Source organism: Rhodococcus sp. NPDC056960 (assembly GCF_042674125.1).
Taxonomy (GTDB): Bacteria; Actinomycetota; Actinomycetes; order Mycobacteriales; family Mycobacteriaceae; genus Rhodococcus_F.
The window spans coordinates 12,044-29,393 of record NZ_JBHURF010000015.1 but is presented as its reverse complement, the minus strand read 5'-3'; the positions used below and the strand labels follow the sequence as shown (position 1 = coordinate 29,393).

At 66.3% G+C, this 17,350-nt stretch carries 13 protein-coding genes and 3 pseudogenes; 8 read left to right on the top strand and 8 right to left on the bottom strand.

Annotated features, from left to right (window positions below; all coding sequences use genetic code 11):
• Window positions 1-34 precede the first annotated feature (34 nt).
• From ACFTWF_RS23815 to ACFTWF_RS23795, 5 genes and pseudogenes are all read right to left on the bottom strand, one after another.
• Window positions 35-1,132, bottom strand: a complete 1,098-nt coding sequence (locus ACFTWF_RS23815; RefSeq protein ID WP_378463817.1) for a hypothetical protein — start codon at window positions 1,130-1,132, stop codon at window positions 35-37.
• Window positions 1,133-1,478: 346 nt separating this feature from the next.
• Window positions 1,479-1,842, bottom strand: a pseudogene (locus tag ACFTWF_RS23810) (acetyl-CoA C-acyltransferase); the annotation flags it as partial.
• Between the two features lie 39 nt (window positions 1,843-1,881).
• Window positions 1,882-2,763 carry a crotonase/enoyl-CoA hydratase family protein gene (locus ACFTWF_RS23805; RefSeq protein ID WP_378463637.1) on the bottom strand — a complete coding sequence of 294 codons (882 nt, stop codon included), beginning with the start codon at window positions 2,761-2,763 and terminating at the stop codon, window positions 1,882-1,884.
• Between the two features lie 19 nt (window positions 2,764-2,782).
• Window positions 2,783-3,757: an NAD(P)H-dependent flavin oxidoreductase gene (locus ACFTWF_RS23800; RefSeq protein WP_378463636.1), complete on the bottom strand. Its 975-nt coding sequence runs from the start codon at window positions 3,755-3,757 to the stop codon at window positions 2,783-2,785.
• Between the two features lie 2 nt (window positions 3,758-3,759).
• A complete protein-coding gene (locus ACFTWF_RS23795; RefSeq protein WP_378463635.1) occupies window positions 3,760-4,659 on the bottom strand; it encodes an SMP-30/gluconolactonase/LRE family protein in 900 nt (299 codons plus the stop codon).
• 248 nt (window positions 4,660-4,907) lie between these two features.
• Here ACFTWF_RS23795 and ACFTWF_RS23790 point away from each other — a divergent pair, with 248 nt between their 5' ends.
• From ACFTWF_RS23790 to ACFTWF_RS23775, 4 genes are all read left to right on the top strand, one after another.
• Window positions 4,908-6,485, top strand: coding sequence for a long-chain fatty acid--CoA ligase (locus tag ACFTWF_RS23790; protein ID WP_378463634.1), 1,578 nt, complete (start codon window positions 4,908-4,910; stop codon window positions 6,483-6,485).
• Window positions 6,486-6,572: 87 nt separating this feature from the next.
• Window positions 6,573-8,360: a sigma-54-dependent Fis family transcriptional regulator gene (locus ACFTWF_RS23785; protein ID WP_378463633.1), complete on the top strand. Its 1,788-nt coding sequence runs from the start codon at window positions 6,573-6,575 to the stop codon at window positions 8,358-8,360.
• Between the two features lie 144 nt (window positions 8,361-8,504).
• A complete protein-coding gene (locus tag ACFTWF_RS23780) occupies window positions 8,505-9,650 on the top strand; it encodes an acyl-CoA dehydrogenase family protein (RefSeq protein WP_378463816.1) in 1,146 nt (381 codons plus the stop codon).
• A gap of 216 nt (window positions 9,651-9,866) precedes the next feature.
• Window positions 9,867-11,513, top strand: coding sequence for a flavin-containing monooxygenase (locus ACFTWF_RS23775; protein ID WP_378463632.1), 1,647 nt, complete (start codon window positions 9,867-9,869; stop codon window positions 11,511-11,513).
• A gap of 697 nt (window positions 11,514-12,210) precedes the next feature.
• Here ACFTWF_RS23775 and ACFTWF_RS23770 read toward each other — a convergent pair.
• Together ACFTWF_RS23770 and ACFTWF_RS23765 are read right to left on the bottom strand one after the other, a co-directional pair.
• The gene (locus tag ACFTWF_RS23770; RefSeq protein ID WP_378463631.1) at window positions 12,211-12,375 is read right to left on the bottom strand and encodes a hypothetical protein; all 165 of its coding nucleotides are present in this window, start codon (window positions 12,373-12,375) and stop codon (window positions 12,211-12,213) included.
• A gap of 364 nt (window positions 12,376-12,739) precedes the next feature.
• Entirely contained in the window at window positions 12,740-14,257 is a 1,518-nt protein-coding gene (locus ACFTWF_RS23765) for an acetyl-CoA hydrolase/transferase family protein (RefSeq protein WP_378463815.1), read from the bottom strand.
• Between the two features lie 248 nt (window positions 14,258-14,505).
• Between ACFTWF_RS23765 and ACFTWF_RS23760 the strand changes: the two are divergent.
• Window positions 14,506-14,904: pseudogene (locus ACFTWF_RS23760) on the top strand (hypothetical protein); the annotation flags it as partial.
• Between the two features lie 91 nt (window positions 14,905-14,995).
• Here the strand turns inward: ACFTWF_RS23760 and ACFTWF_RS23755 are convergent.
• A pseudogene (locus tag ACFTWF_RS23755) lies at window positions 14,996-15,187 on the bottom strand (Txe/YoeB family addiction module toxin); the annotation flags it as partial.
• Between the two features lie 125 nt (window positions 15,188-15,312).
• Here ACFTWF_RS23755 and ACFTWF_RS23750 point away from each other — a divergent pair.
• The 3 genes from ACFTWF_RS23750 (at window position 15,313) to ACFTWF_RS23740 (ending at window position 16,866) form a co-directional block, all read left to right on the top strand.
• Window positions 15,313-15,501: a hypothetical protein gene (locus ACFTWF_RS23750; RefSeq protein ID WP_378463630.1), complete on the top strand. Its 189-nt coding sequence runs from the start codon at window positions 15,313-15,315 to the stop codon at window positions 15,499-15,501.
• A gap of 93 nt (window positions 15,502-15,594) precedes the next feature.
• Window positions 15,595-16,221 (top strand): hypothetical protein, encoded by a 627-nt coding sequence (locus tag ACFTWF_RS23745; protein WP_378463629.1) that lies wholly within the window; start codon window positions 15,595-15,597, stop codon window positions 16,219-16,221.
• 9 nt (window positions 16,222-16,230) lie between these two features.
• Window positions 16,231-16,866 carry an RES family NAD+ phosphorylase gene (locus tag ACFTWF_RS23740; protein ID WP_378463628.1) on the top strand — a complete coding sequence of 212 codons (636 nt, stop codon included), beginning with the start codon at window positions 16,231-16,233 and terminating at the stop codon, window positions 16,864-16,866.
• The last annotated feature ends 484 nt before the right edge of the window (window positions 16,867-17,350 follow it).

Sequence of the window (17,350 nt, the reverse complement as noted above, 5' to 3'; positions counted from 1 at the left end):
CCCCACCACCACTTTTCGGTGGACCGACAACAAATCATCCCGCCTCGTTCGACTGCGTCCGCGTCTCCTCGATGCGCTGCCGCTGCCGCACCCCGTACGCCGCCTCCTTGACGGCGGCGTCGTCCTCGAGACCCGACCCGAGGGCGCCACCGATGGTGGCGATGGACGCCAGCAGCCAGGTGAGCGTGAGGTAGTCGGTGAAGTCCACCCCTCGCCCGAGAACACGGGACAGCAATTCCGACGGAAGAGCGAGACGCGCAGTGAACAGCAGCAGGCAGAACAGGGCCACGTACAGGACGACGACACCGATGACCAGGGTGACCACCGTCGCGGTGTTGTACAGCACCGACCGATCGCGTTCCGCCGGCGACTTCGGCCGCTCCCAGAGTTCGTGGTCGAGGATCAGCCAGAGAACCATCGCCACGATCGACAAAATCGTCGCCACAGTCATACGCCACGGCCCCATCATGTCGGCGAACAACCAAATCGTGTCGGTGGCCAGCGCGACCGCACCCGTGGCGAAGGCGCCGACAAGCACCTTCGACAGTCCGGTGACCAGTCGCCACGGCCGGTTGGCCCGCACCATCCCCGACAGCAGACGCAGCCGCCGCAGCCCCGACGGCGCAAAGTACCGGATGCCGTCCTCCACCTGCACAGACCGGAACCGTCGCGCCGAGCCGGGGGGCATGAGTTCCGGCTCCCCGAGGACGCGGGCGATCGCGAGTTCGGTGACGGTGCGGACCCGGCGTTCGATATTGACGCCCCCCACCCCGGCGACCGAGATGAGCGCGAATTTGTGGCCGGCGCTGACTTCGCCCACCACCGGCAAGGTGTCCTCGCGGCGCGGCAGATCGGTGAGGTACACGACGATGTCCTCCCGCTCGGAGGACGGATCAACCGCGTCGATCACATCGGCGAAAGCCGCTTGCTCGTCAGAGAGGTACGGTTTGCGGCGCACGCACGTCGTCCACCGACGCTCGGGGCGATCACGGCTCCGCAGGCGCTGCGGCAGGTACTCCGCGACGCGTTCCGCGAGAGCCGCAGGCGTACCCGGATCCGCGATGAACAGCACCGAGACCTGCTCACCGTCCGCACCGGATTGCCCTCCCCGCAGGTGCTCGTTCACCCTCACCGCCATCGCGTACCCGATCGGTCTGCCCCCAAACTCCAGGCAGTGGGTGCGAGTAGATCAGCGCCGCCGCGGATCTCCGCTGCCGCTGTCCCTATCCGGTGGACACGCCCACCAGGCGGCAGCGAGCGTGACCGGCACCAACACCGCCAGCCGGCCGGCTCGACCCGAAACGCCACGCTCGTCGGCCCACGCGCGAATCGTGGCGGGCGCATCCTCAGATGTCCCGTCACAGTCCAGGACACGGACATCGCCGTGATCGTCGGTGTGCTGATCTCGGCCACTCGCGGCCATGCCGTCTGTGCATGGCCGTGGCACGGTCCTGCAGTCGAGTTTGGCGTCGCGCACCATCGCCAGCTGCGACCGTGATATCCATGCCGCCCCAGCGCATCTGCATCGCCGCGGACCAGATCGCCTGCAAGCCCGAACCGCACAGCCTGTTGACGGAGTATGCCGGGGTGGTCACCGGCAATCCCGCGACCAGGCTCACTCGGCGGCCGGTACGCGTCGGGCGTGGTACGCGTCGGGGCCGACCTGACCGATTCAGCCTATGACCACCTCGTCGCTATCCTCGCTGGACACCGCGGCACGGGCGAGTGGCCTCCTTCACGGCGGCTGCTCCCAGTTCGTGTGCGGGCACGTCCTTGAAGCCACCGAAAACTGCCGATCGGGGTGCGTGCGGCGTCCACGACGACGATGTGGTCCGTGGTTATCTGCTGTCTGCTCTCCGTGTCCACGGGGTGTGGTGGTGATCAGGTGGTGGCATCGATCCACTCCTGGTAGAACGGCGGCATCTCGGATGCCTTCCCGCGGAATGTGGGCGGGCGCTTGTCGAGGAAGGCACGCACCCCGTCGTCGCCGTCGCCGATGCTGGTGTAGAACATGGCCAGGGAATCGACGCGATGGGCATCGACGGGATGCGGCGCCGCCGAATTCCGCAACAACATCTGGCGCATGAGTGCCACCGACACCGGCGACCGGTCGCGTGTCCACGCGTCCGCCAGGGCTCGTGCCGCACCGAGCAGCGCATCGGGTTCGTAAACGGCCTGCGCCAGCCCGACGGCGTGTGCGGCGTCGGCGTCGAGGATGTCGGCCCGGTACACCAGATCGAGTGCCGCGGGCATGCCGACGAGCCGGGGCAGAAACCACGTCGAGCACGCTTCCGGCACGATCCCGAGTTTGCCGAACACCAGCCCGAACCGCGCTCGGTTCGATAGCAGGCGCGCATCCATCGCCAATGTCATGGTCGCACCGATCCCGACGGCCGCACCGTTGATCGCGGCGATCACCGGTTTACGGCAGGCGTGGATCGCGAGGGTGACGCGGCCACCGGTGTCGCGGATCCGGCGCAGCTCCGGATCGCCGAGATCGTCCATGTCGGCGAGGGACGGCGTCTTCGATTCGTCGAGCCCGAAGACGTTGCCTTCGCTCGACAGGTCCATGCCGGCGCAGAAGGCGCGGCCCTCGCCGGTGACGATCACGGTCCGGACCGCATCGTCGTCGTTCACCGACACGAAAGTGTGCTCGAGTTCGTCTGCCATTTCGACGGTGAACGCGTTGAGGTTGTCGGGGCGGTCGAGGACGACGGTGAGGATGCCGTCCTCGATCTCGTGGCGGATGGTCCTGTACTTCATGGCTGCTCCTGCCTGCGCATCAGGTGAGGTCGGCGGTGATTCTGCGGATGGCGGCTTCCGCGTCGCTCACGATGTCCGAGATGATCGTCTTGCACGGCAGAACGGCTTCGATGAGGCCCTGGGACTGGCCCGCCCACCACATTCCGCCGTCCATGTCGCCCTTCTGCAGTACCTCGGTACGGCCGCGTGCCCCGGATGCGAGGTGCGCGATGTCGGAGAATTCTGCGCCGGGACGAGACGAGATGGCCGCGATTTTTTCCGAGATCGCGTTGCGGGCGACACGGGCGGTGTTGTGGAACTCGCGGAAGACGAGGATCGTCTGGCGTTCGTCGTTGGCGACGATCTGGGCCTTGACGTTCGGATGCACCGGGGCCTCGTCGCTCGCGACGAACCGGGTGCCCATGTTGATCGCGGAGGCGCCCAGGGCGAGCGCTGCTGCCAGCCCGTCCCCGGTGGCGAATCCGCCGCTGGCGATGATCGGGATGTCGAGTACGCGGGCCGCGGCCGGGATGAGGACGAGTCCGGGGATGTCCTCGTTGCCGGGGTGGCCGGCGCACTCGAATCCGTCGATGCTCACCGCGTCGACGCCCATGGACTGGGCCTTCAGTGCATGTCGGACGGCCACGGCCTTGTGGATGACCTTGATTCCGGCGGCCTTGAACGCCTCGACGTGCTCGCGGGGATTGCTGCCGGCGGTCTCAACGATGGTGACGCCGCTGTCGATGATCGCGGCACGGTATTCGTCGTACGGTACGGGAGTGACCGTCGGCAGGAGGGTGAGGTTGACGCCGAACGGCTTGTCGGTCAGCTCCCGGCACCGGATGATCTCGGCCGCGAGCGCTTCGGGTGTGGGTTGGGTCAGTGCGGTGAGGAAGCCGAGGCCTCCGGCTTCGGCCACCGCGGAAATCAGCTCCGCGGTGCCCACACCGGTCATACCCCCGCACACCACCGGGTGCTCGACACCGAAGGCTTCTGTGAAGCGTGTGCGCAGCATGGTCACGGCCGTCCCGCGTGCGGAACGTCGACGGTCGTCGAGAGGACCTTGGCCTCGCGTGCGGCACTGCGCTTGGTCTCGTCGAAGTCGGGAGCGACCGACAGGAACAACGTCCGTCCGTCGTGTCCGCCGAGGGCGACCGCGAACACGCCCAGCGGTGCAGTGCTCACCTGGTCGAGGACGGTCCCGCCCGCACCCAAGCGGACGGCGCGTTGGTTGACGCAGTCGGCGATCCAGACCGCGCCGTCGGCGTCGAGGGCCTGACCGTCTGGGGCGATCGTGCATGCCGCGAGCCGCTTCTCCACGTTCGGTTCGTCGGCGAGGTCACCGAACGAGGCGAAATCCTCTCGGGGGCCGAGTGTTCCGTCGGGTCCGATCTCGAACTGGGAGACCCGGTTACCGAACAGTTCGTTGACGTACAGTGTTTTTCCGTCCGGGGAGATGCACATGCCGTTCGGGAAGGACAGTCCGCCTGCGGCCACGCGGGAGGTGCCGTCCGGCTCGACGAGGACGACGACACCGTGCTCGTGGTCGGCCCCGCCCATGAGGTCGAATCCGAATTCACCGACGTACGCTTGCCCGTTCGCTGCGACCACCATGTCGTTGGCGTGGCCGCGGCAGTGTTCGGAGATGTCGGCGTGCTCGACGAGCGCGCCGTCGGATTCCCTGCGCAGGACCTTGCGGTCCTTCATGGAGACGACGAGCATGCGTCCGTCGGGGAGCCAGCCGAGGCCCGACGGCTGGTGCTCGACGGTGCAGACCCGTTCGACGGATCCGTCCGGGTTCACGACGTTGACCGAGTGGGTATAGAAGTCGACGAACCACAGTCGGTCCTGGTGCCAGCGGGGTCCCTCGGTGTAGGTGAAGCCCGCCGCGATCTCGGTGAGCTGACGATCGGACATGTCGGTACCTCTTCCTGAGCTCGGTTTTCTTGCCCGTGCGTTGTGCCGTCGGTCGCAGGTCGATCGACTGGGCCGGTGGTGTGAGCCCCAGTCTCGGGATTGGCGGTGCGGCGCGGGTGTCCCACAACGCAACAGTGAGTTCGCAGTGCGGCTCGGGGTTCGTTGTCGCGAATTCGGACGGTCCGCAGGGCGGTTCGGCATGGACGCTGGTCGCACTCGCTCACCCACCGGATCCGGAGAAATACAGAATGTTCACCACGATGATGGATCGCCCACTGCTCGTCAGCTCGTTGCTGTGGCACGCAGAGAACGTTTTCGCCGACCGAGTCTGCGTCTCGTGTGACGGTGACCGCGGCGACCGGGAGTTCACCTATCGCGATCTCGGCGCGGCCACCCGCAGGTTCGCTGGTGCGTTCGACAACCTCGGGATCCGGTTCGGGACGAGAGTCGCGACGCTGGCGTGGAACACATTCGAGCACCTCGTCGCCTACTATGCGGTTCCGGCGTGCGGGGCGATCCTGCACACGGTCAACCACCGGATGTCGCCCGACCACATCGTCTACGCGATGGACAAGGCAGAGGACGAAGTGGTGTTGATCGACGCCGATCTGCTACCCGTGCTCGAAGACGTGCTTCCCAGACTGTCCCGGGTCCGGCACGTCGTGGTCTTCGGGGCCTTCGACGGTATCGCTCCCATAGCGTCCGCGACGGTGACGTGGTGGTCGTTCGACCGGCTCCTGCACGACGCGGTACCGATCGGGGAGTTCCCGGAGTTCGACGAGACCTCCGCGTCGTCGATCTGCTTCACCTCCGGCACGACCGGACTGCCCAAGGGTGTCGTGTACAGCCACCGCAGCACCGTGCTGCACGCGATGGCCATCAGTGCCTCCGGTGGTGTCGCGATCGACGGGTCACGCTCGTATCTGCTGACCACGCAGATGTCCCACGTCCACAGCTGGGGTGTTCCGCACGCGGGTGTCCTGCAGGGGGCGCGCCTCGTCCTTCCCGGACCGCACCCCTCACCGGCGGAGCTGTTACGCATCACCACCGAGCAGACCCCGGATGTGGTCGTCGGCGTACCGGCTGTCGCGGCGCTCATGCGCGAGCGGTTCGACGCCGATCCCGGCCGCTACGATCTCGGGAGCCTGCGGACCCTGTGGCTGGGCGGCCAGGCGCCGCCGTCGGGTCTGGTGAACTGGTGGGCGGCGCACGGAGTGTCGACCGTCAACGGATGGGGGATGACCGAGACCTCGCCTATGGGAACCTTCAGTCACGCCCCCGCAAACCACGGACGGCCCCTGCCGCTGTTCCAGGTGCGCATCGTCGACGAGGAGGGTCGGACCCTGCCGTGGAACGGCTTCACCACGGGTGAACTGCAAGCTCGCTCGCCGTGGGTGACCGGCACCTACCTCGACGACGACCGTGCTGCCGACGCGTTCGACGACGGCTGGTTGCGGACCGGCGACGTCGCTGTGATCCACCCCGACGGCCAGGTCCAAATCCACGACCGCGTGAAGGACCTCATCAAGAGCGGAGGGGAGTGGATCTCCTCGGTCGAGCTGGAGAACAAGCTGCTGCTCCACCCGGCTGTCCTCGAAGCCGCCGTCATCGCCGTTCCACACGAGACCTGGCAGGAACGCCCCGTGGCGTGGGTCCGGCTCACCGGCGAGGTCACCGACGACGAACTGCGGACCCATCTGGCGGCGTCCCTACCCAAGTTCTGGCTTCCGGACTCGTTCGTGCGGGTCGGCCAGATCCCCACGACGTCGGTGGGCAAACTCGACAAGGCGCGGATGCGTCATCTGTGGCGCGAGGACGTGGTGTAGCGTTCTGGGACACTCGCAGCCTGTGTGACCTCGGTTACATAATGAACGTACTGGCTGTGAGGTGTTCCGAGGTGGTGATGTGGTGTGGTGACCGACCGGTCCTCCGCGCGTGCGGACGATCGTTCCCTCGATGCGGATGAGGGTGCTCCGCTGAGGTTGCGACCGGAGATCGAACAGTCGTGGCGGCGGTGCCGCGCCATCGGGGCGGCGCCGGACGGCTCGCGGTTTCGGTTCATCGACGATACCTACACCGATTCGAAACTGGTTCGTGCCGCTCGCCCCGTCGTGGATCGGCTGGCCGAACAGCTCGCCGATGCGCCGGTGACGATCCTGCTCGCGGATCAGGATGCCACCATTGTCGACCGCCGCACGGGGGTGAGGTCACTGCTCGGCCGTCTCGACCGTGCCCAGGTGGCGCCGGGCTTCATGTTCTCCGAAGAGTACGCAGGCACCAATGGCATCGGCACGGCCCTCGAGGAACGCAAAGCGTTCCGGGTGCGCGGCGGCGAGCACATGCTCGAGTCCCTGCAGTCGCTGGCGTGCGTTGGCTCGCCGATCGTCGACCCGGTCTCGCGCACGGTGGTGGGCATCCTCGACATCACATGCAACGTCGATCAGGTCAGCGACCTGATGGCGCCGCTGATCTTCTCCGCGGTCCGGGACGTCGAGGAGCGGCTCTTCAACCAGTCCGCCAAGAGTGAGCAAGTTCTGCTGCGCGAATACATGCGGAGCAAGCGCCGCGGCAATGCCGCGGTGGTGGCGATGAGTCCGGACACGGTGATCGCAACTCCGACCGCGTCTCGGCTGATGGACTCGACGGATCAGATGATGATCTGGGACTGGATCAGCAGCCATCTGGGCACGAAGCAGGAATGGGAAGGACCGCTGCGTTTCGCGGACGGCATCGACGTGCGGGTTCATGCGCGTCGGGTGAGCGAGTCGGGCGAGCAGCTCAGTGCGATTCTCGAGTTGCGTCCGATGGTCTCGTCCGCGGTCTCCCGTCCTCACACGGCCGTGCTTCCCGCGTCGCGTCACGCTCCCGCCACCGAGTCCGCGGGCCGGATCGTGGGCCGCAGCCTGGCCACGCACCGGTTGCAGAGCCGTATCGACGAGATCGCGGGCACGGTGGGCCCGGTCCTGGTGACCGGCGAGTCCGGGGTCGGCAAGTCGCATGTCGCCCGGTACATTCAGCAACGCTGGGGCCACGACGGCGACATCCCCGTGGTCGACGGGTCCACCTTGACCGCCGAGACCGTCGCAGACCTGCGCGCGCGCCTGTCGAGCAACGTCCCGTGGATCGTCGAGCACGTGGACGAGATACCGGACGCCGCGGTCGCTCCCACCCGCCGGCTACTGGACGCGGCCGCGACGATGTCCGCGCCGATCGTCGCGACCGCGACCTCGACGGCGCCGGACGGTGCCGGCCAGCAGGTGCACACCCATGTGCGCCGAAGTGTGTCCGTGTCGCCGCTGCGCCAGCGGATCGAGGATCTCGACGACCTCGCACGTGAACTGCTCGGCGCTCACCTCCCCGGGCGGCCCACCCCGCAGTTGCAGCCGGCAGCCCACCGGGCTCTGGTTGCCCACCACTGGCCGGGCAACGTCCGAGAGCTCGATGCCGTCCTGTGCACAGCCATGGCCCGGTCGATGGGATTCGACATCAGACTCGAACACCTTCCCGACGACTACCGCGCACTGGGATCGGGCCGGCAGCTCACCTCCCTCGAACGCAGTGAGCGGGAAGCGATCGTGCGTGCCCTCGACGAGGCCGACGGCAACAAGTCGCTCGCCGCCGATCGGCTCGGTGTCGCCCGGTCGACGCTGTACCGCAAGATCCGCGCGCTCGGGCTGGAGAACGAACGCTTCGGATCCTGATCCCGAAACCCCTTGTCGCGTATCGGGACATCCCAGCCACCTCCATGGCGGAGACGATAGGCGCAGGACGGGCGACCCCAGTCACCCGGCTCCTCGCGCCGTCCCGCCGGGTGGCGGCGGACCGATCCGAAGGGATGATCAATGATGAAGCGCACTGTCTACGGCGACGACCACGAGGCCTACAGGGACTCCGTCCGTCAGTTCCTCGTCCGGCACTTCGAACCGCGCGCCGACGACGTCCGGGCCGACAAGGCGCTGCCCCGCGACTTCTGGCTCGAAGCAGGCAAACACGATCTGCTGGGACTCGAGGTGCCGGCCGAGTACACGGGTGCGGACGCGGGTGACTACCGCTTCAACGCGGTGCTCATCGAGGAACTGGCCAAGACCAACGCTGCCCTGGCGTCGAGTGTGAGCATCCACTGCGATGTCGTAGCGCCGTATCTGGTGCAACTGACCACCGACGCACAGAAGAAGCGGTGGCTGCCCGGTGTGTGTTCGGGTGAGATGCTCACGGCGATCGGGATGACCGAACCCGGTGGCGGTTCGGATCTGGCCGCACTCAAGACCACCGCGGTACGCGACGGCGACCGGTGGGTGCTCTCGGGCGCGAAAACGTTTATCACCAACGGTTATTCGGCGGACCTGGTGGTGATCGCGGCACGGACTTCGCCGGAGAAGAAGGCCAAGGGCATCACCCTCTTCGGTGTCGAGACGTCACTGCCCGGATTCGAGCGGGGCCGTAAACTCGACAAGGTCGGCCAGGACGAAGCCGACACCGCCGAGTTGTTCCTCGACAACGTGCGGGTCACCGACGCCGATGTCATCGGTGAGCTCGATCGCGGCTTCATCCACATGATGTCGTTCCTGCCCCAGGAGCGGCTGGGGTGTGCTGTCGCGAATCTTGCGCACGCCGCGCAGATCCTTGCCGAGACCATCGACTACTGCTGCGAGAGAAAGGCTTTTGGTCAGTCGATCGGAACATTTCAGCACAACAAGTTTCTGATCGCCGACCTGGTGACGCAGATCGAGGTCACGCAGGCGTATGTCGACCGGTGCGTCGAATCCCACGTGGCGGGTGAGCTCACCTCCGTCGACGCGGCGAAGGCGAAGTGGTGGACCGCCGACGTCCAGAACCGGGTGATCGACCACTGCGTGCAACTGTACGGCGGCTATGGCTACATGAACGAATACCGGGTGGCGCGGGCGTGGCGGGATGCGCGGGTCACGAGGATCTGGGCGGGGTCGAACGAGATCATGAAGGAACTGATCGGCCGCGACCTCGGTTTCTGAATCCCGGTCGGTGGCGCGCGCCCGGGAACAATACTGGCTACTGCCGCCTGGTCCGTCGGAAGGCGGAACTCGAATGTCCTTGTGGTTCTTGAGACTATCTTGGAACCGCTCGGCACTCGTGATTCGATTTCGGACACTTCACATCACACGGTCGCTTCTAACGTCATACATGTCCGGGCAGGAATACACGTCCCGGGAAACCTCGAGGAGGAACCAATGACGGCATCCCAGGCCGACACGGCCACCCGCACCGGCTCGCACTCTGACAACGATGTGCTCGACGTCCTGATCATCGGCGGAGGCTTCTCCGGCTTGTATGCGCTGGACCGGCTTCGCGACCTCGGCTTCACCGTCAAGGTCTGGGACGCGGCCGGCGGATTAGGCGGAATCTGGTGGTGGAATTGCTATCCCGGTGCACGAACCGATAGCACCGGACAGATCTACCAGTTCTCGCACAAGGACCTGTGGAAAAGTTACGATTTCGCCGAACTGTATCCAGGTTTCGCCGGAGTCCGGAACTACTTCGAATACGTCGACTCGCAGCTGGATCTCACGCGCGACGTCGTGTTCGATACCTTCGCCGAGGCGTGCACGTGGGACGAGGCCTCCCGCGAGTGGACCGCGCGGTCCGCGGACGGCAAGGTCCAGAAGGCACGTCAGGTGATCGTCGCCACTGGATTCGGTGCGAAGCCGCTCTACCCGAATCTCGACGGGCTCGACTCGTTCGCCGGTCAATGCCACCACACTGCCCGCTGGCCGCAGGAGGGCGTGGACATGACCGGCAAGAAGGTCGTCGTCATGGGCACCGGCTCGAGTGGCGTGCAGGTGGTGCAGGAAGCCGGTCACGTCGCCGAACACGTCACGGTGTTCCAGCGCACCCCGAACCTGGCGATTCCGATGCAGCAGCGCACGCTCAGCCCCGACGACAACGAGAACTTCCGGAAAGGACTGCCCGAGCGGTTCGCGGCACGCTACAAGGCCTTCGCAGGCTTCGACTTCGACTTCCTGCCGCAGAACGCCACTGACCTGAGCAAGGAGGAGCGCGACGCGATCTACGAGAAGATGTGGTCCGAAGGTGGTTTCGAGATGTGGCTCGGTACCTTCCAGGACATCCTCGTCGACGAGGAGGCCAACCGTACCTTCTACGACTTCTGGCGCAGCAAGGTCCTCGAGCGGGTCACCGATCCGAAGAAGGCCGCGATCGTGGCGCCCGAGACACCGCCGCACCCCTACGGAGTCAAACGCCCATCACTCGAGCAGGACTACTTCGACGTCATCAACCAGAGCAACGTCGATGTCATCGACTCCAATATCACCCCGATCCGCCGGGTGCTGCCCCACGGCGTCGAGACCGACGAGGGCGTCATCGAATGCGACCTGCTGGTGTTGGCCACCGGCTTCGACAACAACAGTGGCGGAATCATGGCCATCGACGTCCAAGGTGTCGACGGATTGAGCATCCAGGACAAGTGGAAGTCCGGGGTCGACACCTGCATGGGCCTGTCTACCCGTGGGTTCCCGAACATGATGTTCCTCTACGGCCCGCAGAGCCCGTCCGGATTCTGTAACGGTCCCACGTCCGCCGAGTACCAAGGCGAGATCGTCGTCGAGTTCCTTCAACATCTGCGCGACCAAGACATCACCCGGTTCGAGAACACCGCTGAGTCGGAGAAGCAGTGGCGTGCGCACGTCGACGAACTGTTCTTGAACTCGATGTTCACGAAGGCACGGTCTTGGTACTGGGGCGCGAACGTTCCCGGCAAGCCGGCGCAGATGCTCAACTATTCGGGGGGTGTGCCGCAGTACTTTGCTCGCTGGGACGACATCAAGGCCAACGGCTACGACGCCTACGAGACGAACTGATCGGAATGAGTTCACGTGGGCCGCGGTGCATCCGTGGCCCACGAGCTGCAACGGGTGAGAAGAGCAGACCAGACCATCCGACACCCTGATGATGAACGGTGGCCGGTACGCTTCCCGCCTCGGACATGACCACTCCGAGCGCGGTGCGGCCGGCGCCGCGATCAGCCCGAACCCGCGAGACCGCACCCGCTGGTCGCTGCGCGGTGAGCGCTCTTCCACGAGGCCGCGCGGAGGTCGGGCGGAGGTCGGGCGCGGTAACCCTTGTCCGCGAGCCATCCCTGTGCATGCACCGCGCCCGGAGATCGCGATGTCGAGCCGGTCGGCAACGGCCGGGTCGCCCTCGAACAGCGACGAGAGTTCCTCGAGGTCGACGGCGAGAGGTCGGAGCATCGGCGTCGCGGACATCCCCAACACGGCCTCCAGTTGGTCGGCGAGGTCGTCCTCGCCGGTTCAGTCGCGCACGTGCAGCGCCGCCGCGCACTCCGCGGACCCTCGTATGCCCCGTCCATATGGTTGCGCCGCGCTGATTTGCAACGTCGTTGCGGCCGTCGAGATCCCGCCGACGACTTCGCCCCCATCTGGTTGTCGTCCGTCCCCAGTAGTGGCGGCGTTGGGACGAACTGCCGCTACGGCCCGGTCAGCTCCGCACACCGGGCCACGTGGTGATCGGTTGAGCCGAACTCGTATTGAACGGCTGTCAGTCTTGACCTGTCGCCAACCCGTCGCCGCTCTCGGCGAGGTTGTCGACGCGGCCGCGGTAGACGAGTATCAGCGATGCACCGGGGGAACCGTAGACGGAATACAGGAAGTCGATCACCACGGGAGCGCCGATCTCGTCGCTGGCCGCACCCGACAAGGTCACATCATGGAGGTCTTCGGCTGGACGCTCGGACCACGCGAGCAGCCTGCCCCTCCTCGGACTCGGTCCTCGCCCACCTCTCTATTGTGTCCGCGGATCAGTCCCATGTCTGGTAGATCCGCTAGATCGAGTCCGGAGGACGGGTTGACTCACGGGCAGGCGGGAGGCGCCTCAGATCTAACTGCCTGGGCGCAGGGTCGACGGGCCGCCCGTCGACCCGGATCAACGGGCGCTCACATCCCTTGCGTCAGTACGCTATCCGAATCTCATCGGCCATCGGGCCCATCCACTCCCGGATCGCCTCGCCTTGCCTTCGCGACGAGTCCCGGAAGATCCACCGCCCGACGGGAGCGGGAAGGCGACCGTTCTAGAGTCGCATCGAGCCGGACTCCAGGTACCGCTGGTGAAACGAGAACGCCTCCCCGAGCAGGTGCGGCGTCTGGCCGGCTCCCGGAGTGGCGTTCGCTCGCTCGACGTAGTCGGTGAGCAGCGACCGGAATTCCGGATGCGCGCAGCGCTCGATGATCACCCGTGCCCGGCGGCGGGGCGACAGCCCCCGCAAGTCGGCGAGGCCCTGCTCGGTCACCAGCACCTGGGTGTCGTGCTCGGTGTGGTCGACGTGCGGGGTCATCGGGACGATCGACGAGATCGCCCCGTTCTTCGCGGTGGACGGGCTGAGGAACATTGACAGATATCCGTTGCGCGCGAAGTCCCCGGATCCGCCGATGCCGTTCATGATCTTGGTGCCCATCACGTGCGTCGAATTGACGTTCCCGTAGAGGTCGGCCTCCAGCATCCCGTTCATCGCGATGATTCCCAATCGGCGGACCACCTCGGGGTGGTTGCTGATTTCCTGCGGGCGGAGCCGGATGTGCTGCCGATAGAAGTCGATGTTGGAGGTCAACTCCTCGATCCCGGCCTCCGAGAGTGCCAGCGCGGTAGCCGACGCGAACCGGACGGTGCCGTGCTTGATCAAGTGCAGCATCCCGTCCTGGATGACCTCGGAATAGCAGGTCAAACCGCGATACGGGCCGCGATCGAGCCCACCGAGTACGGCGTTGGCGACGTTCCCGACGCCCGCCTGCAGTGGCAGCAGGGTGTTCGCCGGGAGCCTGCCGCGCCTCACCTCGTGGTCGAAGAAGTCCAGCACGTGGGCCGCGATCGCCTCGCTGACCGCGTCCGGAGCGGTCAGCGCGCTCGCACTGTCGGGGGCATTCGTCTCCACCACCGCAACGACTTTGGCCGGGTCCACCCGGTAATGCGGTTGCCCGATCCGGTCCTCGACGTCTATGAGTTCGATTGGCCGGCGGTGCGGGGGCAGCGCTGTGCCGTAATAGATGTCGTGGATACCGTCCATCGCGTCCGGAACCCACGAGTTGACCTCGAGAATGACCTTCTCCGCGACGTCGAGCCACGTCTTGTTGTTTCCGACCGACGCGGCGGGGATCAACTCGCCGGTGTCGGTGATGCCGGAGACCTCGACAACCGCGACGTTCACCGCGCCGTAGTAGCCCTCCCAGACCTGCTGCGCCACGTGCGAGAGGTGGATGTCGACGTAGTCCATCCGGCCCTGGTTGATCTTCTGCCGTGCCGTCGATTCCGCCTGGTAGGGCATTCTCAGGGCGATTCCGTCGATCTGGGCGAGCATCCTCTCGGTCTCCGTCGACACGGACGCCCCGGTCAGCAAGTCGATGGTGAAATTCGCGCCGGACGCCCGGGCGGAGTGGATCCGACCAGCCAAGGCCGGGATGACCGCCTTGGGTGTCCCTGCACTGGCGAAGCCGCTGACGGCGACGGTGTCACCCGGACTGATGGCCTTGACCGCTTCCTCCGCCGACGTCACCTTCTGCTGAAACGCCGAGTGCCGAATCCGGCTCGACTGCAACGGGGGCGCGGGATCACTGATCTGGAGGCTCACGGCGGCCAGTGTAGGAGTGGGCGACGTGACGCGACCACCCCGAAAGATCGCGATGTTCACCGGATCACAGCCGGTGTTCGCCACGGCCCGCCGCCCTTGACCGTTCGTCGCGGGGGACCCGCCGCTCATCGACCCCGCGAGGTCGCCCGCCGAGTCGCGCCCGAATGCGCGTCGAATCGTGATCCTGCTCACTACCGGGCGCTTCCGTGAGAGGGCCGGGCGATCATGGCATCGGGTGCGCATTACATGCGATGGCGCTCGCCCGTGGCATCGAGCCGTGCGAGGTGAAGCCGGACGTGTGCTGGCAGCTGCCGATCCGGCGCACCCAGGAATGGGTGGAGCGACCCGACGGCGAGCAGGTCCTGAAGACGATCACCGAGTACGACCGACGTGGTTGGGGTCAGGGCCGCGCGGACCTGAACTGGTACTGCTCCGGCTCGCCGGACGCGCACGTAGGCGCCAAACCGGTGTGGCAGTCGTATGCGCCGGAGCTGACCGAGTTGCTCGGTGAGGCCGCGTATCGCGAACTGGCGCGGCTGTGCAAGCGACGCGAAGGCCTCGGCTTGATCGCGGTGCATCCGGCGACCGCGATCGCGGAGAAGAAGTCCCAATAGCGCGGCAGGCACGGGCCCGCCGACTTCGCGAAGAAACGAGCCGGCGCCCGGCACCCCTGCATGGGGATATCGGGCGCCGGTTCGGTCGGTTCTAGTAGTGGTAGCGGGCTTGCTGGATGACGAGGGTGTCGTCGACGATCACGTACACCAGCCGGTGTTCCTGGGTGATGCGCCGCGACCAGACGTTGTCGTCGATGTGGCGGAGGCGTTCGGGTTTCCCGATGCCCTCGTAGGGTGACCGCATGATGTCTTTGATAACTAGGGCGAGGTGGGACAGCAAGGTGCTGTCGGGTCGCTGAGGGTCGGTTGGGTGGGTTCCGCCTGTCTGACGCCCAGAAAGGCGCCTTGCTCACCGAGGCGTTCTCCCTGCCGACGGTGAACCACTGAACGAGGAAGGAAACCCCCACGATGACGACCACGACCAGCAGGAGCACCATGCCCACGCCGGAGGCGTATAAACCACAGGGCGAGCGGGCGCTTGAACGCGCCACCCACTACATCGAGGAATCGGTCCGGGTGAATCTGATGCGGGATTGGGACGGCATCGATCGGTGGGTCGGCGTCGGAGATTCCCGGGACCTGGCAACGCTGGGGTGATGTCTACCCTCGCAGGCACCCGGTAGCGACCCTTCCCACCTCGGGCTATCATGTATTTGTGCTCGATAACTGGTGAAAGCGAGGGTGGGTGTGATGAATGAGGCCGCGGATGTCAGCACGGAGGCCCGCTATCTGCGTGGTGATCTCGGTTTCGAGGATGCGTTGCGGGAGGTGACCGGCACGGACGTGGGCCGGCCGTTCTTCGCGCAGATCCTGCACAGTCTGTCCGACCGGAATCCGGCGGCGCCGGCGTTGTCCGAGCACGACGCTGCCTTGCTCGACGATGCCGGGTTCGTCGACGATCCGGCGGCGGCGACGGCGGCACGGGTGGACCGCGACATTCGCATGCAGGAACTGGTGCACGGCTCCCTGTCCATTGCTGAGGCCGCGGACCGTCTCGGGGTGACCTCGGCCCGGATCCGGCAACGCCTCGGCGAGGGCACCTTGTGGGCGTTTTCGTCGGGCCGGAACCGGTTGCTGCCGCCCGCTCAGTTCACCGACACCGGGGCGGTGCCGCACCTGGACCGGGTGCTGCCGTTGCTGGCGAAGGATCTGCACCCGTTGACGGTGCAGGCGTTGCTGACCCATCCGCAGCCGTCTCTGATCGTCGAGGGGCGGCCGGTGTCGATCGTGGCATGGCTGATCGGCAGTGCGGGGACCGCCGCCGACATCGAACAAGTCGCCGATGTGCTCGTCGCCGCCGACTGGGAATCGGCGTAGATGGGGGTGATGCTGCCGCCACCGCCGACCATCGCCGTCCTCCGCGGCGCGGGCCTACGTCCGGAGGAAGTGATCGACTGGCACCCGACCGAGGTGGTCTGGCGGGTGCATCGCACCACCGGCGCGCACGTTGTGCCGTGGAATGCGATGCGCAGGTTCGGGCCGATCCTGCGGTTCGACCATCATCCGCTCCCGCGGTCCGAGCATGCCGGCTACGGCATCTGGTACGGCGCATCCAGTCCGCGGGGTGGGCTGGCCGAGGCGTTTCAGAGCGCCCGGGTCATCGACCGGGACCGCGGTGACCCGTATCTGACCGGGCTGCGATTTTCCCGGCCGCTGAGACTGCTCGATGTGTCCGGTATCGGTGAGGGGACGTGGGCGACCCGGGTCGGCGGCAACCATGCCCTCGACTCCGCGGTCCACGGCCGAACCCAGCACTGGGCCCGCACCATTCACCGGGCCCACGTGGATCTCGATGGGATCATCTATCGTGGCCGGTTCGCCGGCGGTGTCTGTGTCGCGGTGGGCGAACGCGCCGCCGATGCGTTCCCTGTGCTGCCGGTGTTGTCGCTGCCGTTGTCGCATCCGGGCTTGTCCGGGCCGATCGACAGTGCGGCCCATCAGCTCGGCTACACCGTCACCTGAGCGCTGTGGTGCGGTCTCTCCCCCGCGCGGCTTGCACCTAAAACCGTTGGTCAAGAGTATGTTTGGGTGTTATTGGTGGTGGGCCGGTTCTCGGGGAGTGACGCGGTGGTGTGGTGTGGTCGCGCCGGTCCTTCTCGAGCCGATATGGAGTCGCTTCCGCGCGCAAGGCACTGCTGCTCCGCAGACCTCCACCGCGGATCTGACCTTACAGCGAAGATAATTCTGATCGTCGCGATGCGGATTGGCGTGTCGACGTGCGGTTGTGTCACCATTCCGCTTTCCCGAATATGGCCGGACGCGGCAGGTCGGCCTTTCCTCCTTGCCGATGTGGCAGGGCAGAGCATGGATGAAGAAGCCGAGCTCCATTGCCGCTTTTACCAATATCGCAGTGGGGGCGGGGATATGAAGGCCGCACGGCGGTATTTCGGCGGGTGGTTTGTTTTGGCGGGGGGTGGGTGGGGGGGGGGGCAGTTCGGGTGAAGGT